The 20,410-nt window shown below is 60.1% G+C and carries 23 protein-coding genes; 7 read left to right on the top strand and 16 right to left on the bottom strand.

Annotation, left to right across the window (positions count from 1 at the left end; genetic code table 11):
- Window positions 1-41: 41 nt before the first annotated feature.
- Window positions 42-932, bottom strand: coding sequence for a LysR family transcriptional regulator (locus QRN61_RS08425; RefSeq protein ID WP_285373558.1), 891 nt, complete (start codon window positions 930-932; stop codon window positions 42-44).
- 99 nt (window positions 933-1,031) lie between these two features.
- Here QRN61_RS08425 and gstA point away from each other — a divergent pair, with 99 nt between their 5' ends.
- Complete coding sequence (gene gstA, locus QRN61_RS08420) at window positions 1,032-1,625, top strand: glutathione transferase GstA (RefSeq protein ID WP_096795055.1); 594 nt, start codon at window positions 1,032-1,034, stop codon at window positions 1,623-1,625.
- A 125-nt stretch (window positions 1,626-1,750) separates the two neighbouring features.
- On the opposite strand, the gene QRN61_RS08415 is transcribed toward gstA, so the two are convergent.
- The 4 genes from QRN61_RS08415 to QRN61_RS08400 all read right to left on the bottom strand — a co-directional run bounded on the left by QRN61_RS08415 (window position 1,751) and on the right by QRN61_RS08400 (window position 5,288).
- Window positions 1,751-2,764 carry an ABC transporter substrate-binding protein gene (locus tag QRN61_RS08415; protein WP_027612580.1) on the bottom strand — a complete coding sequence of 338 codons (1,014 nt, stop codon included), beginning with the start codon at window positions 2,762-2,764 and terminating at the stop codon, window positions 1,751-1,753.
- Window positions 2,761-3,288 carry a sigma-70 family RNA polymerase sigma factor gene (locus QRN61_RS08410; protein WP_285373557.1) on the bottom strand — a complete coding sequence of 176 codons (528 nt, stop codon included), beginning with the start codon at window positions 3,286-3,288 and terminating at the stop codon, window positions 2,761-2,763. Before QRN61_RS08410 ends, QRN61_RS08415 begins: the two co-directional genes overlap by 4 nt.
- A 124-nt stretch (window positions 3,289-3,412) precedes the next feature.
- Window positions 3,413-4,204 (bottom strand): phosphate/phosphite/phosphonate ABC transporter substrate-binding protein, encoded by a 792-nt coding sequence (locus QRN61_RS08405; protein WP_285373556.1) that lies wholly within the window; start codon window positions 4,202-4,204, stop codon window positions 3,413-3,415.
- Window positions 4,205-4,346: 142 nt separating this feature from the next.
- A complete protein-coding gene (locus tag QRN61_RS08400; protein ID WP_285373589.1) occupies window positions 4,347-5,288 on the bottom strand; it encodes a fatty acid desaturase in 942 nt (313 codons plus the stop codon).
- A gap of 324 nt (window positions 5,289-5,612) precedes the next feature.
- Between QRN61_RS08400 and QRN61_RS08395 the strand changes: the two genes are divergently transcribed.
- Window positions 5,613-6,032, top strand: a complete 420-nt coding sequence (locus QRN61_RS08395) for a GNAT family N-acetyltransferase (protein WP_115989054.1) — start codon at window positions 5,613-5,615, stop codon at window positions 6,030-6,032.
- A gap of 129 nt (window positions 6,033-6,161) precedes the next feature.
- Here the strand turns inward: QRN61_RS08395 and def are convergent, their stop codons facing one another.
- From def to QRN61_RS08380, 3 genes are all read right to left on the bottom strand, one after another.
- Complete coding sequence (def, locus tag QRN61_RS08390; protein ID WP_103522058.1) at window positions 6,162-6,701, bottom strand: peptide deformylase; 540 nt, start codon at window positions 6,699-6,701, stop codon at window positions 6,162-6,164.
- Window positions 6,698-7,654, bottom strand: a complete 957-nt coding sequence (locus tag QRN61_RS08385; protein ID WP_285373555.1) for a YihY/virulence factor BrkB family protein — start codon at window positions 7,652-7,654, stop codon at window positions 6,698-6,700. The genes def and QRN61_RS08385 overlap by 4 nt, the downstream gene beginning before the upstream one ends.
- A gap of 163 nt (window positions 7,655-7,817) precedes the next feature.
- Window positions 7,818-8,009, bottom strand: a complete 192-nt coding sequence (locus tag QRN61_RS08380) for a CsbD family protein (protein WP_027612573.1) — start codon at window positions 8,007-8,009, stop codon at window positions 7,818-7,820.
- A gap of 196 nt (window positions 8,010-8,205) precedes the next feature.
- Between QRN61_RS08380 and QRN61_RS08375 the strand changes: the two genes are divergently transcribed.
- Entirely contained in the window at window positions 8,206-8,583 is a 378-nt protein-coding gene (locus QRN61_RS08375) for a hypothetical protein (RefSeq protein ID WP_007969330.1), read from the top strand.
- 164 nt (window positions 8,584-8,747) lie between these two features.
- On the opposite strand, the gene fadD1 is transcribed toward QRN61_RS08375, so the two are convergent.
- Window positions 8,748-10,445 carry a long-chain-fatty-acid--CoA ligase FadD1 gene (fadD1, locus tag QRN61_RS08370; protein ID WP_003227414.1) on the bottom strand — a complete coding sequence of 566 codons (1,698 nt, stop codon included), beginning with the start codon at window positions 10,443-10,445 and terminating at the stop codon, window positions 8,748-8,750.
- Window positions 10,446-10,807: 362 nt separating this feature from the next.
- Complete coding sequence (gene fadD2 / locus QRN61_RS08365) at window positions 10,808-12,496, bottom strand: long-chain-fatty-acid--CoA ligase FadD2 (protein WP_027612572.1); 1,689 nt, start codon at window positions 12,494-12,496, stop codon at window positions 10,808-10,810.
- 241 nt (window positions 12,497-12,737) lie between these two features.
- On the opposite strand from fadD2, the gene QRN61_RS08360 reads away from it, so the two are divergent.
- Window positions 12,738-13,682 (top strand): alpha/beta hydrolase, encoded by a 945-nt coding sequence (locus tag QRN61_RS08360; RefSeq protein WP_285373554.1) that lies wholly within the window; start codon window positions 12,738-12,740, stop codon window positions 13,680-13,682.
- A 43-nt stretch (window positions 13,683-13,725) separates the two neighbouring features.
- Window positions 13,726-14,196, top strand: a complete 471-nt coding sequence (locus tag QRN61_RS08355) for a MaoC family dehydratase (RefSeq protein WP_003227420.1) — start codon at window positions 13,726-13,728, stop codon at window positions 14,194-14,196.
- 124 nt (window positions 14,197-14,320) lie between these two features.
- Here the strand turns inward: QRN61_RS08355 and QRN61_RS08350 are convergent, their stop codons facing one another.
- Window positions 14,321-14,788, bottom strand: a complete 468-nt coding sequence (locus QRN61_RS08350; protein ID WP_003227422.1) for a ferritin-like domain-containing protein — start codon at window positions 14,786-14,788, stop codon at window positions 14,321-14,323.
- Between the two features lie 36 nt (window positions 14,789-14,824).
- Window positions 14,825-14,992, bottom strand: coding sequence for a hypothetical protein (locus QRN61_RS08345; protein ID WP_285373553.1), 168 nt, complete (start codon window positions 14,990-14,992; stop codon window positions 14,825-14,827).
- 2 nt (window positions 14,993-14,994) lie between these two features.
- Here QRN61_RS08345 and QRN61_RS08340 point away from each other — a divergent pair, with 2 nt between their 5' ends.
- Window positions 14,995-15,231: a DUF3820 family protein gene (locus QRN61_RS08340; RefSeq protein WP_003227425.1), complete on the top strand. Its 237-nt coding sequence runs from the start codon at window positions 14,995-14,997 to the stop codon at window positions 15,229-15,231.
- A gap of 27 nt (window positions 15,232-15,258) precedes the next feature.
- Window positions 15,259-16,440 carry an aminotransferase class V-fold PLP-dependent enzyme gene (locus QRN61_RS08335; protein WP_183784117.1) on the top strand — a complete coding sequence of 394 codons (1,182 nt, stop codon included), beginning with the start codon at window positions 15,259-15,261 and terminating at the stop codon, window positions 16,438-16,440.
- 5 nt (window positions 16,441-16,445) lie between these two features.
- On the opposite strand, the gene QRN61_RS08330 is transcribed toward QRN61_RS08335, so the two are convergent.
- From QRN61_RS08330 to zwf, 4 genes are all read right to left on the bottom strand, one after another.
- A complete protein-coding gene (locus QRN61_RS08330) occupies window positions 16,446-17,171 on the bottom strand; it encodes an intradiol ring-cleavage dioxygenase (protein ID WP_285373552.1) in 726 nt (241 codons plus the stop codon).
- A gap of 175 nt (window positions 17,172-17,346) precedes the next feature.
- Entirely contained in the window at window positions 17,347-18,012 is a 666-nt protein-coding gene (locus QRN61_RS08325; protein ID WP_003227433.1) for a bifunctional 4-hydroxy-2-oxoglutarate aldolase/2-dehydro-3-deoxy-phosphogluconate aldolase, read from the bottom strand.
- A 17-nt stretch (window positions 18,013-18,029) separates the two neighbouring features.
- On the bottom strand, window positions 18,030-18,743 hold the full coding sequence (pgl, locus tag QRN61_RS08320) for a 6-phosphogluconolactonase (protein ID WP_097085911.1): 714 nt from the start codon (window positions 18,741-18,743) through the stop codon (window positions 18,030-18,032).
- Window positions 18,730-20,196 (bottom strand): glucose-6-phosphate dehydrogenase, encoded by a 1,467-nt coding sequence (gene zwf / locus QRN61_RS08315; RefSeq protein WP_097085913.1) that lies wholly within the window; start codon window positions 20,194-20,196, stop codon window positions 18,730-18,732. The genes pgl and zwf overlap by 14 nt, the downstream gene beginning before the upstream one ends.
- Between the last annotated feature and the right edge of the window lie 214 nt (window positions 20,197-20,410).

Raw genomic sequence — 20,410 nt, 5'->3', positions numbered from 1 at the left:
CTAGTCGGCCAGTATCTGGCACTTTTTGCACAAGAAACGGTTCAGCGAGCCGTCGAGCCCGCCGTCTCCGCCACCAGATCCAGCAACGCCTGCACCGTCGCTGGCGGCGTCTGCCCCGCAGGCAGCACCAGCGAAAAGACCCGTTCGATACGTGGCTGCAGGGCAATCACGCGCAAGCCCTGGCGCTCGGCCGGCAAGGTCATTTCCGGCACCAGGGTCACGCCGAGATTTTCCCGCACCAGAGTGAAGGCGCTGCTCCATTCGCGCACTTCGACTCGCACATCCTGCAACTGCAACCCGGCCTCGGCGGCGAGGCTGCGGGCATTGGTCGAGCAACCGCCGGTGGCCAGCACAAAAGGCAGCGCCGTCAGTTCTGGCAGGCTCACGCCTTGCTCGGTTCCACGCAGCGCCAGCGGATGCCCTGCGGGAACGACCGCCACCCATGCGTCGCGACCCAATGGCCCGGCGTTGCGCTCGGGTGCCGGGTTGAGCACCACGCCGACATCCACCAGCCCGGCCGCGAGCAGGGTTTCCACCTCATCGTCGCTGACCTCCAGCGCCACCACTTCGATCCCCGGATACAGCCGATTGAACTGGCGCAGCAGCGGTGGCAGAAAACTCGCCAGCACCATGGGAAAACTCGCCAGGCGGATCGTCCCGCGCAGCATCGGGCGCACGCTGTCGACGGTCTGGCGAATGGTCTCCAACGCACCGAGCATCAGCCGCGCCTGCTCGATCACCGGCAGGCCGATGGCGGTGGGCAAGGTCTGTCGGCTTTCGCGGCTGAACAGCTGCACGCCAAGGGTTTCTTCCATCAGCGCCAAGGCCTGGCTCGCGCCGGATTGAGTCATGCCGACCCGCTCGGCCGCGCGGGTGATGTTGCCGTGATCGGCGATGGCGACCACCAGCCGCCAATGCATCAGGTTCATCATGCCAGTAGCTGTCCTTATGGCAGGTTTCTGAAAGATTAATTTTACCGAGGGTGCGGCGCACTATGACACTGGCGCCAATTCCTCACCAGAGAGCTGCCGATGAAGCTGTATTACGCCCCGCAAGCCTGTTCGCTGGCGCCGCACATTGTGTTGCGCGAACTGAAGCTGCCCTTCGTGCTGATCCGCGTCGACAATCGCAGCAAGCGCACGGCCAGCGGTGAAGACTTTCTCGCGATCAATCCCAAGGGGTACGTCGCGGCCCTGCAACTGGACGACGGCGCGGTACTGACCGAAGGCCCGGTGATCCTGCAATATCTGGCGGATCTGCAACCACAATCGGGACTGGCGCCAGCACCCGGCAGTTTTGAAAGGCTGCGTTTGCAGGAGTGGCTGAATTTCATTTCGAGCGAAGTCCACGGCGGGCTTGGTGCGCTGTTCGATGAGCGGTTGCCGGCCGAGGTGATCAAGGAGAAGTTGTTCAAGCGTTTTGCGGTGTTGGTCGCGGTGCTGGAGCAGCAGGAGTATCTGTTGCCGAGCGGCTTCAGCGTGGCGGATGCCTTGTTGTTTGTGGTGTTGCGTTGGGCCGGGTTGTTCGGGATTGAGCTGGCGCAGTGGCCGGCACTGGCGCGGTTTCAGGCGCGGATTGAGCAGCGGCCGACCGTGGCGGCGGCGTTGGCTGCGGAAGCGGCGTAAGTCTTTAGATCATTCGCGAGCAGGCTCGCTCCCACAGGGGTTTTGTGCACGTCAAAAATCCAGTGTGGGAGCGAGCCTGCTCGCGAAGGCATCAGTTCAAACAACACCGATCAACCGGCAGAAACTCAAAGCCCCGCCGTCACCTTGCTCGCCACCTCCCCCGGTACCCACGCCCTCCACACCTGCGGCTGATCGCGTAAAAATGCTTCGGCTACCTGCCGTGGTGGCTGGCGTTTTTCGCTCATCCCGGCCAGCGTCTGGTTCAGCAGATCAATCGGCAAATCGACTTTCTCGAAGAACGACACCAGCTCCGGGTATTGCGCCTTGAACGGCGCCGACACGCCAATCGCCAGGCTGGCCGGCATCGAGCGGGTGCCCTTGGGATTCGGGTTGTTGGCATCGGCCAGGGTTTTCCAGGCTTCAGCATCGAACGGCGGCTCTTCGAGCTTCACCAGTTTGAAGCGCCCGAGCAGCGGCGTCGGCGACCAGTAATAGAACAGCACCGGTTTGCCGCGTTTGATCGACGACGCCACCTCGGCATCCAGCGCCGCGCCGGAGCCGGTGCGAAAGTTGACGTAGCTGTCGGTCAGCGCATAGGCCTTGAGCTTCTGGCTGTTGACGATCTCCGAAGTCCAGCCGGTCGGGCTGTTGAGGAAGCGTCCACGGCGCGGGTCTTCCGGGTCGCGGAACACGTCCTTGTAGCGCGGCAGGTCGGCCACCGATTTCAGCTCCGGGGCCAGCGGTTTGATCCCGCGTTCGGGGTCGCCCTTTATCACGTATTCCGGCACCCACCAGCCCTCGGTCGCGCCCTTGACCGTATCGCCAAGGCCGAACACCTTGCCTTCATTGGCCGCCTTGACCCACGCCGGACTGCGCCCGGCCCATTCCTCGCCGATCACCTGAATATCGTTTTTCGCCAGCGCCGCTTCCAGGCTGACGGTGCTGCCCGGCAGCGTGTCGGTCGGGTACCCGTAACCTTTTTCGACGATCAGGCGCAGCACTTCGGTGATGAAACTGCCGCTTTCCCAGGTGATGTCACCGAAGTGGATCGGTGCGGTTTTTTCCGCCGCCGAAACAGCGCCGACGCTCAGGCTCAGCGCCAGCAACGAACGGCCGAGCAGGGTTTTGATTGATCTCATGCGGACCTCTTGTCTGTCAGGATTTGGTTGGCGCTGTGGCGGTCGCACAGGGCTTGGGACCGGCTCATGTAAACGCTGACCGAACGCTGAGAGATGCCCAGTTCGGCGGCGATTTGCGGGTAGGTCAGGCCATCGATCCGCGCCAGCAGAAAGGTCGAGCGGACTTTGCCCGGCAGGCGTTGCAGGCTGCGGTCGAGGCGCTTGAGGGTCTGGCTCAGTTGCGCGAGGTCTTCAGGCGAGATAGCGACCTCGACGTCGATCTGCTGCGCATGCCGGCGCTCCAGATCCGCCCGGCGCCAGCGCTGATAAAGCAAGCGCTGAGCAATCGTGGTGAGCATCGCGCGGGGTTCGCGAATCGCCGTGATACTGGGCGCCTGAAGCAATTGCGCGAAGGTTTCGGCGGCTATGTCTTCCGCGCCTGCGGAGTCGTGCAGATGTCGGCTCAGGTAAGTGCACAGCCAGCGGTAGTGGGCGCGGAACAGAGCGTCGAGATGATTGCGGTGAGCGGTGTCGGCGCCGGACATGAGGGCTCCTGGGTAAGGGTCGCTGAATGTCCGGTGATCCGGTGGCGCGATCGTAGCAAGGCGCCTTATGCATTAATAATATTTATATTTCATCCTTATATTCTTTTTGGCGATATAAGGCTGTTCAGCGCAAGCGGCCGTAGCCCAACTCTTCAGCCTCACGTTGATAGTCGAGCAAGATCTGATAATCGCTTTCGCTGGCGGGCAACACTTCAGGCAAGCCGAGGATCTGCGCCACATCAGGCAATTCACGCAACGCCTGATTCATTACCCGGCGCAACTGTTCGATCTGCTCGTCCGTGGCAGTAGCGCCGGTGATAAACGGCAACGTCGGGCTGAACGCACTACGCGCCACAACCCGCAATCCACTCACTTCTTCAGGCGTATGCCGGGCGAGGTAGGCATAAGTCACGCTGTCGATCGCCGCCAGATCGGCGCGCGCTTCACGCAACCAACGCAGACTTTCACGGTGCGCCCCACTGATGCCGACCGTGGCGAAAAACTGCCCGTCGCGGTGTAAGGGCGCCAGACGCTGGCGCAACAGGTTCATGCCGCTGTTGGAGTCGTCACTGTTGATCACCCCGCGACTGCCACGAAAATCCGCCAGGGTTTTGCGCGTATCGTCTGCACGGCTGAGGATCAGGCTGCAGTGATTGCCGGCAGTGGAGTCGGGCAATTCGTAGCGCGGGCGACCGACGATGCGTACCTGACCGCGCAGCAAGGTCATCAAGGGATAGCCGCAGGTCTGGGTCAGCAGCAGATCCGGGGATAACCAAAGCTCGGGGAGCGACAGGCTTGCGGCGTTGAGGCGGGAATGGCCGAGGTGTTCAAGAATGCGGGCGATCCAGCGTTCGTTGGCCGCGCGAATGGGCTCGGGGGCGGTGTACATCAGCAGTTCGAGGTGGTGTTGGGTCATACACATTATTCCCGGACAACAGATTTCCACTGTAGGCCTTCGCCTGCTCGCGAATGCGGTGTGTCAGCCTCCATATGCGTTATTGACACACCGCTTTCGCGAGCAAGCCCGCTCCCACAGGGGTTTTGTGGTGTTTTTGAGGTTAGTGGTAAGGATGTTGCGGACTGTCGATCGGCTTCAAACCGTGCTGCCGCCACAACTGCCCATAACCCTGCACCAGAAACCCGCCACTGCGCGCTACCCATTGTTCGCGGCGCATCCGGTAGGCCGCCGGCAAGTCGTACCACGCCAGCCCCGGCAGGTCGTGATGCACCAGATGAAAATTCAGATTCAGAAACAGCCAGCGCCACGGCCAGCCGGCTTCGTTAAGCACGGTGCGCTGCTCCGGCTGAACGTGCGGGCGGTGTTCATAGTAGGAGCGGATCATCGCGATCGACAGTGCCGGCACACTGATCAGCAGCAGGTAATGCCAGACCGGCAACACGCTGAAGCGCGCGATAAACCACAGCATCAACACGCTGAACGCACCGTGGGTCAGCCACATCAACCAGGCCTGACGCTCGCGGTTTTTCAGGCGTTGCAGTTCTTCGGCAGCGAGCGCGATCAATCCCAGCGGCGCACCAATGATGAAGCGGCCGATTACGGTTTTATTCAGCCAGTGCAGGCTGCGTTCGAACAAGGAACTGCCCTGCCAACGCACGGCCGTCAGATAACGGCTTTCCGGATCGATACCGGGCACAGTCAGGTGTTCATCGCGGTGATGCAGCAGGTGGCTGTCGCGATACAAGGTATACGGGTACCACACCGCAAAAGGTGCGTAGCCGAGGATTTTATTGAAAAGCACCGAGCGGGTCGGGTGCCCATGCAGCAATTCATGCTGCACTGACAACCACAGCACCAGCAGCGGAATGAGCAGCAATGTGCTCAAGCCGCGACCGAGCCAGTGGCTGTTGAGGATGATTGCGAACCAGCCGCCATACACGCCGATCAGCAGCAGCCACGTCGGCCACTCGGTGCGGGCAGTGAAGCGCTGGCGCAGGGTTTCGATCTGCTGGCGATGGTCGGCGTCGAAGTAATTCGGCATGGCGTGGCTCGGAACGGGAATCATCCCCTTCTGTGCAACGAAGCCGAGCAATCTTGCAGATTATTTTTGCGCTGAAACGGGAGCCCGGGGGACGGGCTCCCGAAGGACGTGATCAATGACCGAAAATATCGACCTTCTTGGCTTTCTTCTCTGCACGCTTTTCAATCGCCGTCTTCACCGGTTTCTTCTTCGCGGCTTTCTTTGAATCCATACCTTTGGACATGATGCGTACTCCACTCACAGGGATGTAGGCTCAGGTATACACCTATCGCGCGGCGCGCGTTCTTTTATAATCGGCGCTTTGCCCGCCGCCAGTCCGATCCCATGCCCGATACCCGATACGTCCTGCTCGACGAGCCTTTGTGGCCGTTGATGAACAAGTTTTACCGCCGCCACCAATCGTCGATGAAGGCGGTGCGCGATGCGCAGTTATGGGTGGCCCGTCGAGAGGACATCGTTGCCGCATTGTGCTTGCGGCCGGTGGCGGGCGGGTACTGGTTGACCGGATTGTTTGTTGATCCGGGTTGCCGTGAGCAAGGGATCGCCGGAGAGTTGATCACGGCGGCGGTGAAGGATTTGCAGGAGCCGGTGTGGCTGTTCTGTCATCCGGACTTGCGCGGGTTTTACGAGCGGCGCGGTTTCATTTTCGATCCCGCCCTGCCCTACGCACTGGCCGAGCGGTTGAGCCGGTATGCGCGGAGCAAGCCGATGATTGCGCTGGGGCTGGAACCACATTCAATCTAAGATCACAGATACCCTTGTGGGAGCGAGCTTGCTCGCGAAAACGGTGTGTCAGTCACCAAATTGATCACTGATCGAGCACATTCGCGAGCAGGCTCGCTACCACATTGGAAAGTGAAGGTAGTCTCAGGATCAGTCGTCGGCTGCGGGATCCAGATCCGGGAACATCACTTCGGTAAAGCCGAACTTGCTGAAATCGGTAATCCGCGACGGATACAAGCGGCCGATCAGGTGATCGCATTCGTGCTGCACTACCCGCGCATGGAAGCCTGACGCCACGCGTACGATCGGCTCGCCCTTGGGATCAAAGCCTTCGTAGCGAATCTGCTGATAACGATCCACCGCACCGCGCAGGCCGGGCACCGACAGACAGCCCTCAAAGCCCTCCTCGGTCAGCGGACTCAGCGGCGTGATCAGCGGATTGATCAGGATCGTCTGCGGCACCGCTTCGGCGTCCGGATAACGTTCGCTGTGCTCGAAACCGAAGATCACCAGTTGCAGGTCGACGCCGATCTGCGGCGCGGCGAGGCCGACGCCACCGACACTTTCCATGGTCTGGAACATGTCATCGATCAGTTGCCACAGCTCGGGGCTGTCGAACATTTCCGGCGGCACCGGTGGAGCGATGCGCAGCAGGCGTTCGTCGCCCATTTTGAGGATTTCACGAATCATGATCGGGCTTCGTCAGTGTCCGGCTTGAGCGAGTGGTCGCGCCCCAGGCCAGAGACATGTTGTTTGGGATGTTCATCGAGTTCGCCGGGGACTTTCTCGCCCTCGTCCTTGCCCTCGCTGGACATGTGTTCGATCACCGCATTCATCTCGGCGCCGAGCAGCAGCACCGCCGAGGAAATGTAGAAATACAGCAACAGCACGATGATCGCCCCGATGCTGCCATACATCGCGTTGTAGTTGGCGAAGGTTTTGACGTAGAACGCAAAGCCCAGTGAGGCGATGATCCACACCACCACGGCGAGTACCGAGCCGGGGGTGATGAAACGGAATTCCTGTTTGACGTCGGGCATCACGTAATAGATCAGCGCCACCGCGACCATCATCAGAAACACGATCACCGGCCAGCGCGCAATCGTCCACACGGTGACGATGAAGTCTTCCAGCCCCACCTGCGCGGCAATCCAGCCCATCACTTGCGGCCCGAGCACCATCAGTGCGGCCGCCACCAGCAACATGCCGGCAATGCCGACGGTGTAGAACACCGACAGCGGAAAACGCTTCCAGATCGGCCGGCCCTCGACCACGTCGTAAGCGGCGTTCATCGCACTCATCATCAAGCGCACACCGGCAGATGCGGTGTACAGGGCGATGACGATACCGACCGAAAGCAAGCCGCCCTTGGACTGCTGCAATTGATCGATCACCGGGTTGACCTGTTCCAGCGCCTGCGGTGGCAGCACCAGTTCCGACTGCAGGCGCAACCAGGTGAAGAAGTCCGGCAGGTGCAGGAAACCGATCAGGGCAATCAGGAACAGAATGAACGGGAACAGCGAGAACAGCATCTGGTAGGCCAGTGCCGAGGCGTAGGTCGACATCTCGTCGTCGACGAATTCAGTGACCGTGCGCACCATCACCCGGTGCAGTGGCAGACCTTTCATGTCTGGAAAAATCATTCGCGTCTCCTTTCGCCGCATTACAGGTTGAAGTCGTGGCGACTCAGGGGCCGTTTTCTACATCACGGTAGCCTACTTGGCGACCTTCGTGGATGGCTGTCGGTTTTTGACACAAAAACGGCCATCCTTGGATGGCCGCTCGTGTGTTTCGTTCAAGGCGGAATTACGCCTTGTCGACACCTTTCTTGATGGCGTCTTTGGCTTTGCCGACAGCTTGCTGGGCTTCGCCTTTTTTCTCTTGCAGTTTGCCTTCGGCTTGCAGCTTGGTGTTGTCGGTTGCTTTGCCGACGCCTTGCTTGACGTTGCCGACTGCTTCGTTAGCCATGCCTTTTACTTTATCGCCAGTGCTACTCATGGTGTTTCTCCTTGGTGCATTGAAGGGGAAAAGTCAGTACGTAATGATTGACTGGCCGGGTTTGCCACGAGTTTCATTTATTTTTGCCCTTCATTTCGTCGTGCCATGCAGGTTGGGCTTTATGTTTGCCCCGCAAGCCCCGAGAATGCGCACCTATGGGCGCCGTGCGCCAACGATCAGATCCCGCAGGAATGTTATGAAACTCGATAAAAAGCAGGCCATTGCCCGTCGCAACCAGGAACTGGGCGGCGCTGTGCTCGGCACCAACAACTGCCACTTCGCCGAATTGAACCGCAACCGCAACATCTGGTGGTTCGACCTGCCGGTGACGCGCCTCGCCGTCGGTCAGTACGAGTGGATTCACCTGCTGATGCACACCCCGGCCACCGACGAACTGCTGCACCTGAAAGTGCCGACGGTGTTCCTGCGGGAAAAGCTCGAAGGCCTGGTGATTCGCAACGAAGGCAAGCGCAAGGCGGCGTTGAGCCTGGAATTGAGTGCAGACAAGGATTCGTATCTGCAGGACATGCGTCCGGCGGGAACCAACGTGAATTTCGCGCCGTTCCGGCAGTAACCGAAAAGCTTCGCGAGCAAGCCCGCTCCCACATTTGACTGTATTCCAACTGGAGGAACGCGGTTGAATGTGGGAGCGGGCTTGCTCGCGAAGGCGGCATCACAGTCACTACAGATCCACCACCTACTCCAACAAAAAGCCCCGCATCTGCGGGGCTTTTTGCTTCAGGCGGCGGACTTGGCCTTGATCTTCTTCAGCTCTTCATCACGCAACTCACGACGCAGGATCTTGCCGACGTTGGTGGTCGGCAGCGCATCGCGGAACTCCACCGAACGCGGCACCTTGTAACCGGTGACGTTGGCGCGCATGTGCTCCATCACGGTTTCCTTGGTCAGGGTCACGCCCGGCTTGGCCACGATGAAGATCTTGATCGCCTCGCCCGACTTCTCGTCCGGCACGCCGATGGCCGCGCACTGCAACACACCCGGCAGGGTCGCCAGCACGTCTTCCAGTTCGTTCGGGTAAACGTTGAAACCGGAGACCAGAATCATGTCTTTCTTGCGATCAACGATGCGCATGTAGCCATCGGGCTGGATCAGCGCGATGTCACCGGTCTTCAGCCAGCCTTCGCTGTCGAGGATCTCGTCGGTGGCTTCCTGACGCTGCCAGTAGCCCTTCATCACTTGCGGGCCCTTGACGCACAGCTCGCCGATTTCGCCCATAGGCTGCTCGACACCGGCATCGTCAATGACTTTGCACAGGGTCGACGGCACCGGAATGCCGATGGTGCCGATCTGAATGTTCTGGATCGGGTTGACCGTGGCCACCGGGCTGGTTTCGGTCATGCCGTAACCTTCGCAGATCGAGCAACCGGTCACTGCTTTCCAGCGCTCGGCGGCGGCCAGTTGCAGGGCCATGCCGCCGGACAGGGTGACTTTCAGATTGGAGAAATCCAGCTTGCGGAAACCTTCGTTGTTGCACAGCGCGACGAACAGCGTGTTCAGGCCGACAAAACCGCTGAACTTCCACTTCGACAGTTCCTTGACCATCGCCGGCAGGTCGCGCGGGTTGCTGATCAGGATGTTGTGGTTGCCGATCAGCATCATCGCCATGCAATGAAAGGTGAACGCATAGATGTGGTACAGCGGCAGAGGGGTGATCAGGATCTCGCAACCTTCATTGAGGTTGGAGCCCATCAGCGCCTTGCACTGCAGCATGTTGGCGACGAGGTTGCGATGGGTCAGCATCGCGCCTTTGGCCACGCCGGTGGTGCCGCCGGTGTACTGCAACACCGCGACATCGCTGCTGTGCGGATTGGCTTCGGCCACAGGCTGGCCCTGGCCCTTGCTCAGCACGTCGTTGAACTTGACGGCTTTGGGCAGGTGATAAGCCGGGACCATCTTCTTCACGTACTTGATCACGCTGTTGATCAGCAGGCGCTTGACCGGCGGCAGCAGGTCGGCGACTTCGGTGACGATGACGTGCTTGACCCCGGTTTTTGGCACCACGGCTTCCGCCAGGTGCGCCATGTTGGCCAGGCACACCAGGGCTTTGGCGCCGGAGTCATTGAATTGGTGTTCCATTTCCCGCGCGGTGTACAGCGGGTTGGTGTTGACCACGATCAGCCCGGCGCGGATCGCACCGAAGACGGCCACCGGGTACTGCAGAACGTTGGGCAGTTGCACGGCGATTCGATCACCGGGCTGCAAGTCGGTATGCTGTTGCAGATACGCGGCAAACGCACCGGACAATTCGTACAGTTCACCGTAGGTGATTGTCTTGCCCAGGTTGCTGAAAGCCGGCTTGTTGGCGAAGCGTTGGCAGGATTGCTTCAACACTGCCTGAATATTCGGGTACTCGTCTGGATTGATGTCGGCAGCAATTCCAGCCGGGTATTTATCCTTCCAAAAGTCTTCGATCATGGAAGCCCACTCCTCAGCAACGCGAATTCTTCACCGCATTTGATGCGATTATTATTGGTGTGTGTTTTGTATTGGTGAATCTGGCTTTTCTACAGGCCGAGAAGTCACAAAGCGCGCCGAGAGTAGCAGCTTTGCCGAGGGCCGACTAGAGCCAAAAGCGGCCTCCATGGTCACTTTAGTGACTCAAGACTTTCCAGCAGTCATTTTAGAGCAAAAATCCTATACACCCCTGAAAGCCCCGGTTTTCCGGGCCTTCCCCCCCAAAAAAGCATCGCGGGCAAGCCCGCTCCCACAAGGTTGGTGGAGATCCCTGTGGGAGCGTGGCTTGCCCGCGATCCGCGCCACGCGCGGCCATTCACCGATCAGGCGATATCGCGCAACTCCCGCCGCAGAATCTTCCCGACCGGCGTCATCGGCAACGACTCGCGCAGCACAATGTGTTTCGGCACTTTGTAAGCGGTGAAATTCTCTTTGCAATAAGCCTTCAGTTCTTCGAGGCTGACCCCGGTTTCCCGCGCCACCACAAACAGCTTCACCGCTTCGCCCGAACGCTCGTCCGGCACGCCGATCACCGCGCAGTTGGCGACTTTCGGGTGGGCCATCACCACGTCTTCGATCTCATTGGGATACACGTTGAAACCGGAGACGATGATCATGTCCTTCTTGCGATCGACGATGCGCACAAAACCGTCCGGGTCGATCACCGCAATATCACCGGATTTGAACCAGCCGTCGGCGTCCAGCACTTCGGCGGTGGCTTCGGGTTTGTGCCAGTAGCCTTTCATGATCTGCGGGCCTTTGATGCACAGCTCACCGCGCTCGCCCATCGGCTGCTCGACACCTTCATCATCGATGACTTTCAGCAGCGTCCCCGGCACCGGCAGACCGACCGTGCCCAGACGCGACTTGTCGCCATACGGGTTGGTGCAGGCCACCGGCGACGTTTCCGTGAGGCCGTAACCCTCGGTGATGCGGCAACCGGTGATCTGCTCCCAGCGCTCGGCGGTGGCCTTGACCAGCGCGGTACCGCCGGAGTTGGTCAGCTTGAGGCTGGAGAAATCCAGGGTCTTGAAGTCCGGGTGCTCCATCAGCGCCACGAACAACGTATTCAGGCCGAGCAACGCCGAGAAGCGCCAGTTCTTCAGCTCTTTGATGAAGCCTGCGATGTCGCGCGGATTGGTGATCAGCACGTTGTGGTTGCCCGATACCATCATGCACATGCAATTCGCGGTGAAGGCATAGATGTGGTACAGCGGCAGTGGCGCCACCATCACCTCCTGCCCTTCGCGCAGCAGCGGCTGACCGTCTGGCCCCAATTGCGCAAGACACGCGCGCACCTGCTGCATGTTCGCCACGAGGTTGCCGTGGGTCAGCATCGCGCCCTTGGCCAGGCCGGTGGTGCCGCCGGTGTATTGCAACACGGCGATGTCGTCGAGACCGACTTTCAACGGCTTGATCCCCAGACCACGGCCCAGGCGCAGCGCACTCTTGAGCGAGATCGCCTGCGGCAGCGAATAGTCCGGGACCATTTTCTTCACTTTGCTGACCACGGTGTTGATCAGCCAGCCCTTGGCGGTGGGCATCATGTCGCCCATCTTCGCTTCGATCAGGTATTGGATGTCAGTGTCCGGCAGCACTTCCTGAACCTTCTGCCCGAACATGTTCAGGTACACCAGCGCGCGGGCGCCGGAATCCTTGAACTGGTGGCGCATCTCGCGCGCGGTGTACAGCGGGTTGGTGTTGACCACGATCAGCCCGGCGCGCAAGGCGCCGAACACGGCAATCGGATATTGCAGCACATTGGGCATCTGCACCGCGATGCGATCCCCCGGCACCAGATCGGTGTGGGCTTGCAGGTAACCGGCGAACGCCGCGCTGTAGCGCTCGAGTTCAGCGTAGGTCAGGGTCACGCCCATATTGCTGAAGGCCGGACGGTCCGCGAATTTCTTGCAGGAACGCTCAAACACCTCGATCACCGACTTGAACTCGCCCATGTCGATGTCCAGTGGTACGCCGGCGGGGCGTTTGTCATTCCAGAAATCAGGTTGCATTGTTCTTGTCCTCTTTACCTGAATCGATCCGGGAGCCGCTTTTCTGTGGTTTCGCGCTGATCCCTGAGGGCACAAAGCAAAAAGCGGAGCTTCACGGACACTAGCAGCTATGGCCATTGAGGCAAATATGGGCGATGGCGACATTGATCGTATGAATCTTCCTGCCGTGGCGTGAGCTGATCGGACGCGCTATACAATGCAACGACTGCGGGCCGATACCGCTCGATAAAAAGGAATTGCCATGATCCACCGAGGCTTTTGGCTGGACGCGAGTGACCGCAGCCGCCTGTTCGTCAACCAGTGGCTGCCGGCTGCGCCCTTGAAAGCGCTGATCCTGCTGGCCCACGGCATGGCCGAACACAGCGCGCGCTACGAGCGGCTGGCAAATGCGTTCTGCGAACAAGGTTACGGGGTGTACGCCCCGGATCTGCGCGGCCATGGCAAAACCGCCGAACACGGGACACTCGGGCATTTCGCCGATGACGACGGTTGGTGCAAGGTGATCGGCGATCTGGCCAATCTCAATCAGCACATCGGCCAGCAGCATCCCGAGGTACCGATCATCCTACTCGGGCACAGCATGGGCAGCTACCTCGCTCAGGGTTACCTGCTGCATCACAGCGCCAGCCTGCACGGGGCGATACTCAGCGGTTCGAATTTCCAGCCGGTGGCGCTTTACGGCGCGGCGCGACAAATCGCCCGTTTCGAAAAACTGCGTCAGGGTGGCAAGGGCCGCAGTGCGCTGATCGAATGGTTGTCGTTCGGCTCGTTCAACAAAAAATTCAAACCGGCGCGCACGCCGTTCGACTGGCTGAGCCGTGACCCGGCCGAGGTCGATCTGTATGCCAACGACCCGTTGTGTGGCTTCCGCTGCACCAATCAATTGTGGATCGACTTGCTCGGCGGCTTGCAGCAGATCAGCAAAGCGTCCAATCTCGCCCAGATCGACCCGGGCCTGCCGCTGCTGGTGATCGGCGGTGAATGTGATCCGGTGAGCGAAGGCAAGCGTCTGACAGATCTGGCCGAAGCGTTGCGCTCGGCCGGCAGCCAGAATCTGCAACTGAAGATCTACCCGCAGGCGCGGCACGAATTGTTCAATGAAACCAATCGCGACGAAGTGGTTGCCGATGTGCTGACCTGGATCGACCAGGCGCTGAGCCATCGCCGTCCGCATCGCAGCGAATAATTTTTTGTGGATTCACTTTAATCCGTCACAGGAATCAAGACCGATGACCCAGGTTACCAACATCCCTTACGAAGCCCTCGAAGTCGGCCAGACCGCCAGCTACAGCAAGACTGTCGAAGAGCGCGACATTCAGCTGTTCGCCGCAATGTCGGGCGACCACAACCCGGTGCACCTGGATGCCGAGTTCGCCGCCGCCAGCATGTTCAAGGAACGCATCGCCCACGGCATGTTCAGCGGTGCACTGATCAGCGCGGCCGTGGCGTGCGAGCTGCCTGGGCCGGGCACCATCTACATCGGTCAGCAGATGAGCTTTCAGAAGCCGGTGAAGATTGGCGACACCCTGACCGTGCGCCTGGAAATCCTCGAGAAGCTGCCGAAGTTTCGCGTGCGCATCGCCACTCGCGTGTTCAACCAGCGTGATGAGCTGGTGGTGGATGGCGAGGCCGAGATTCTGGCACCGCGCAAGCAGCAGACCGTGACCTTGCCGACGTTGCCGGCGATCAGCATCGGCTGATCATCAGGTACACAAAACAAAAGTGGGAGCGGGCTTGCTCGCGAAGGGGTCGTGTCAGCAACAGCATCGTTGCATGACACACCGCTTCGCGAGCAAGCCCGCTCCCACAGTTTTTTAGCGTGGCTTACGAACGAGCGCGAGCCTGGTTACGCAGGGCTTTCACCTGGTCGTGATTGCGTTGTACGCCGTGGTACTGACGCTCAACCAGGTCACGAATGCCGACCAAGCCGTGCTTGTTGATTTTCTCGATGGCTTCACGGTAAGCCTTCAGGGCGTGGTCTTCACCGCGCTCGGCCTCGTTCAGCACAGCCTCTTCGTCCTTGCCGGTGAACATGGCTTTGACGTCGACCCAGCGACGGTGCAGGTCACCGCTGACGCTGGTAGAAGTTTCCGGATCACCGCCCAGTTTACGCACTTCAGCCTGCAGTTCAGCGGCGGCAGTCGCGCAATCGGCAGAACGGGTCACGAACAGGGTTTTGAGTTCTGGATGCTTGATGTCTTCAGCGCAAGTCTTGAACCCTTCCTGGCCGTCCTTGCAGGTTTCGATCAGGTCGTTGAGTACAGAGATCGCTTCTTTATTCATGTCAGTCATTTTTCAATTCCTTGCGGTTGGTTGAAGATGCAAGGGTTATTGCAGTGTGCGTGCCAGTTTTTCATTCAAAAATAAATCGTTATTTTTCAATAAGTTAAAGATATTTGAACTATCTGTATCACGGTTATTTGCATGATCTGTCATTTGGCCTGCATGCAGAATGCCTGTATTTTCCTGACTGTTCTGAATCCAGATGATTGCCACTGATGAATCCTGAAAAGCTTGAGCTGTTGATCACCCGTGAAATGCCCTTCGGCAAGTACAAGGGCCGGATCATTGCCGACCTGCCGGGGCCTTACCTCAACTGGTTCGCCCGCGAGGGTTTTCCTCACGGCGAACTCGGCGGACTGCTGGCGCTGATGCAGGAAATCGACCATAACGGCCTGTCGGATCTGCTCGAACCACTACGCGCCAAACACGGCAAACCTGCCCCGCGCCACTGAAGCGCCCTCCTCCCTAGAGCCTCGACCATGCCTGATAACACCCGCCGTGCCCGTGACGAAGCGTTCTGGCAAACCTTCGCCGATCGTTACGAAGCGCAAACCGGCCCACTGAACCTGGAGAACGGTTACTTCGGGCGCATGTCGCGCACAGTGATCGAGGACTATCAGCGCAATATCGAGCTGATCAACACCAACAACTCGGTGTACGTGCGCCAGCGTTTCGAACAGCACGACAGCCTGGAGATCCGTGCGCAACTGGCCGAGACCATCGGTGTGCGCGCGCAGAGCGTGGCTTTCACGCGCAACGCCAGTGATGCGCTGCAATCGCTGATCCGCAATTACAATCGCCTGCTTCCGGGCGATCAGGTGCTGATCAGCGACCTGGAATACGACACGGTCAAAGGTGCCATGCGCTGGCTGTCACGCCATCGCGGCGTCGACGTGATCGAGATCAACCACACTCACCCGGCCAGTTTCGACAGCCTGCTGGACAGTTACCGCGAAGCCTTCATCCGCTATCCGAAACTCAAACTGATGGCCCTGACCCATGTCACCCACCGCACCGGTCTGGTGATGCCGGTGCAGGCCATCGCCGAACTGGCGAAACAGCATGGCGTGGACATCATCCTCGACGGCGCTCACGCCCTTGGCCAGATCGAGTTCAATCTGGAAGCGATGGGCATCGCCTTCGCCGGTTTTAACCTGCACAAGTGGATTGGCGCGCCATTGACCCTGGGCTTTCTGTACATCGCCCCGCAGCGCCTGGCCGACATCGATCCGGACATGGGCGAAATGCACTTTCCGGCCAGCGACATCCGCGCGCGCACGCCGTACAGCACGCCGAACATTCCGGCGCTGATGTCGCTGCCGCTGGCGCTCGAGGAGCACCGCTCGCTCGGCGGCGCTGCGGCCAAAAGCGCCCGGCTCAATTACCTGCGCAACCTGTGGGTCAGCGCGGTGCGGCACCTGCCGGGGATCGAGGTGATGACCCCGGACGATCCGCGCCTGTATTGCGGAATCACCTCGATGCGTTTCACTCGCCACGCCGATCAACAGGCAATGGTCGAGCGCCTGCTCAACGAGTACAACCTGTTCACCGTGGTACGCAACGGCGCAGCGAGCGGGCCGAGCATTCGCATCACGCCGGGGCTGACCACCACTGCGGCTGACATGCAGTTGCTGACCCGTGCACTCAACGAGCTGCGTTGATCGGTTCACACGGTGTACTTGTCGAAGTCCTCGGGTTTGATCTGCGACGAGGCGGCGAAGGTGTCGATGCCGATGGTCAGGTGGCCGAAGAAACCGTCCTCGTGAGAGTCGCGGCCGATCGGCCACACGGTCAGGGTCGAATCTTCGCCGCGCATGTTGCTGTAGTAGCTGTCATCGGCATTGTTCAAGGGTGTCGAGGCTCGCCCGCGATAGTCACGGGCATTGAGCACCGCGCGTGACACCACTTCGGGGAAATACAGCTGACCGACCCAGGCCACGTTGCGCTCCTCCAGATATTCACTGCCGCTGACCATGCGCACCGCCACATGAATGTGCAGCGCCCGACCGGCATAGAAGCCCGGATAGATGGTGGTGAAGCGCACCCGCCCCTGCTGATCGCAGAACTGGCTGCCACGCAGATAGGTGTCATCGTCGGTGCGCGGCACTGAGCCGATGGCATCGGAGTCGACCTCCAGATCCGGATTGATCCGGCTCCACCCTGAATAGGCGCCTCGTGCATTGCAGTGCCAGATGTCCACCAATGCTCCGCTCACCGGTTGACCGGTCATCGCATCGACAATGCTCAGGCGCAGCAGCAAGGGCAGGCCTTCAGCGCCTTCGCTGATGTTGCGCCGCAGCAATTTGGGATTGCGAAAGTACGGCCCGGCGATCTGCTCGGGGGCCAACTGATAGATTGATGGTGACGATGCGGTTGAAGTGTCTCGTTCCATGACGCGTTCTCTTTTCCATAAGATGAACGCAGATTAACGGCGCACGAGCCCCGCGGTGCGGTAACTATGTGTCGCGCCGTTTCCATGAGTATTTTTGCCGGGCAAAAAAAAACGGTGCACCGACCAAGCGCACCGTAAAGCCGTAGAACACACAACGAAGTGTCAGGTAAAACGTTTAGTCCAGCAGCGCCAGGGCCTCGGCGGTGCATTCCTGAATGCGCGCCCAGTCGCCGTTCTTGATCCATTCGGGATCGAGCATCCAGCTACCGCCCACGCACATGACGTTTTTCAGCGCCATATAGCTCTTGATGTTGGCCGGGCCGACGCCACCGGTCGGGCAGAATTTCACTTCGCCGAACGGGCCGCCGAGGGCCTTGATCGCTGCCACGCCACCGCTGACTTCCGCCGGGAACAGCTTGAAGCGGCGATAGCCCAGGCCATAGCCTTCCATGATGCCAGAGGCGTTGCTGATGCCCGGCAGCAGCGGAATCGGGCTGTCGACGCTGGCTTCGAGCAGGTCACGAGTGATGCCCGGGGTGACGATGAATTGCGAACCCGCCGCTTCCGCTGCTGCAAGCATGTTGCGATCAAGCACGGTGCCGGCACCGGTCACCAGCTCCGGACGCTGCTCACGCAGGATCTGGATCGCCTTGAGACCGAACTGCGAACGCAGGGTCACTTCCAGCGCGGTCAGGCCACCGGCGGCCAGAGCGTCGGCCAGTGGCAGCACGTCCTGTTCACGGGCGATGGTGATCACTGGCAGGATCCGCGCCTTGGCGCAGAGGCTGTCGATCAGGGCAACTTTGTCCGCCATGGAAACGGTCGGGGATGGATTTTTCATAGCGGCTGATCCTTGGCTCATGGGCACCAGTAAATCTCTAACGTAGGTTGCAGAAACGCGCGCACCGGCATGGCCGCGACGTCGTCGGATGCCAGTGCGGCATTCAGAGTGGTCAGTTTCGACTGACCGGAAATCGACAGAATCTTGTGCTTCGCCGAAGCCAGCAGCGCACGGCTCATGGTCAGACGTTGACGCGGCACACTCGGCGCCAGCATCGGCCAGCAGCGACGGCTGCCGTCAGCCTGCAAGGCTTCAGTCAGGTTCGGGCTGTCGGGGAACAGCGACGCGGTGTGACCGTCATCGCCCATGCCCAGCACCAGCACGTCGATCGGCGGCAATTCCGCGAGCAGACGGTCGGCCTGTTCCGCAGCCTGCTCGACGTTGGCCGCCGCGCTGTAGAGGCTGAGGAGCTGCGCCTTGGCGGCCGGGCCTTTGAGCAGGTACTGCTTGAGCAGGCCGGCGTTGCTGTCGGCGTGTTCGACCGGTACCCAGCGTTCGTCGGCGAGGGTCACGACGACCTTCGACCAATCCAGCTCCTGCTTGGCCAGGTGCTGAAAAAACGCCACCGGGCTGCGACCGCCTGAGACCACCAGCACCGCGTTGCCGCGTGCAGCGATGGCATCGCTCAACTGCTTGGCGACGTTCAGCGCCAGACCTTCGGCCAACAGCACCGGGCTCTTGAATTCGTGGGCATTCACGCCCGCGGGCAGTTTCACATCAGATATCGCCATACCACGACCTCCCGTCCCGCGTGATCAGTGCAATCGAGCTCATCGGCCCCCACGACCCGGCCGCATACGGCTTGGGCGCGTCACCGGACTTCTTCCAGCCGGCGATCAACTGGTCACACCACTTCCACGCGGCTTCGATTTCATCTTTACGGACAAACAGGTTCTGATTGCCGTTCATCACTTCCAGCAACAACCGCTCGTAGGCATCGGGGATCCGTGCGCTGCGCCAGGTGTCGGAGAAATTCAGTTGCAGCGGGCCGCTGCGCAGTTGCATGCCTTTGTCCAGGCCCTGCTCCTTGGTCATCACACGCAAGGAAATGCCTTCGTCCGGTTGCAGACGGATGATCAGCTTGTTGCTGATCTGCAGGCGCTGTTCCGGCGCGAAAATGTAGTGCGACGGTTCCTTGAAGTGGATAACGATCTGCGACAGCTTTTGCGGCATGCGCTTGCCGGTACGCAGGTAGAACGGCACGCCGGCCCAGCGCCAGTTGCGGATGTCGGCACGCAAGGCGACGAAGGTTTCGGTGTCGCTCTGGGTGTTGGAATTCGGCTCTTCGAGGTAGCCCGGCACGGACTTGCCTTCGCTGTGCCCGGCGATGTACTGACCGCGCACCACTTGGGTGGTCAGGCCTTCCGGGCTGATCGGCGCCAGGGCCTTGAGCACTTTCACCTTTTCGTCACGGATGCTGTCGGCGGACAGGTCGGCTGGCGGGTCCATCGCAATCAGGCACAGCAGCTGCAACAGGTGATTCTGGATCATGTCGCGCAGCTGGCCGGCCTTGTCGAAGTAGCCCCACCGGCCTTCGATGCCGACCTTCTCGGCCACGGTGATTTCCACGTGGGAGATGTAATTCTGGTTCCACTGGGTTTCGAACAGGCTGTTGGCGAAACGCAGCGCGATCAGGTTCTGGACGGTCTCTTTGCCCAGGTAGTGGTCGATGCGATAGGTGCGGTTCTCCGGGAAGAACTGCGCCACGGCGTCGTTCACCTTGCGCGAGGATTCCAGATCGGAGCCGATCGGCTTTTCCAGGACCACGCGGGTGTTTTCTGCCAGACCGACTTTTGCCAGGTTCTCACAGATCGCGCCGTACACCGCTGCTGGTGTGGCGAAGTAGGCAATCATGCGTTGCGCGCTGCCGGCCGCTTCGGCCAGCGCCACATAGTCTTCAGCCTTGAGGAAGTCGACGTGCAGGTAGCTCAGGCGCGCCAGAAAGCGCTCGGCCACGGCCTCGTCCAGCTCTTTGCCGACGTAACGGCGCAATTCGGCGGCGATGAACGCCATGTGCTGCTGCTCGGAGCCGGGTTCACGGGCCAGCGCGATGATGCGCGTGTCCTCGTGCAACAGGTCGGCGCCATCGAGGTGATAAAGGGCAGGAAACAGCTTGCGCAGGGCCAGATCGCCCAGAGCGCCGAACAAGGCAAAGGTGCACGGTTCAACCGTAATCGAAGGCATGATGTTTGTTCTTTTATCAAGTTAAGCTACAAATACCTTTTTTCAAGGCATCACTCAAGGGAAAATGTAGTAATAACCACAACATTTTCGCAAAATACAGATTCCGAGTGGTGGTCGGTCGGAGCCACCAGTAGGATAGGCCACCGTTACGGGCCACATCAAAGGCCCAATTTGCATAGCCCGGCGCACCTTTGCGCAGGTGAATTAGGAATTC

The organism is Pseudomonas sp. lyk4-TYG-107, assembly GCF_030209055.1.
GTDB lineage: Bacteria > Pseudomonadota > Gammaproteobacteria > Pseudomonadales > Pseudomonadaceae > Aquipseudomonas > Aquipseudomonas putida_A.
This window is presented reverse-complemented; position numbering and strand designations above follow the sequence as displayed.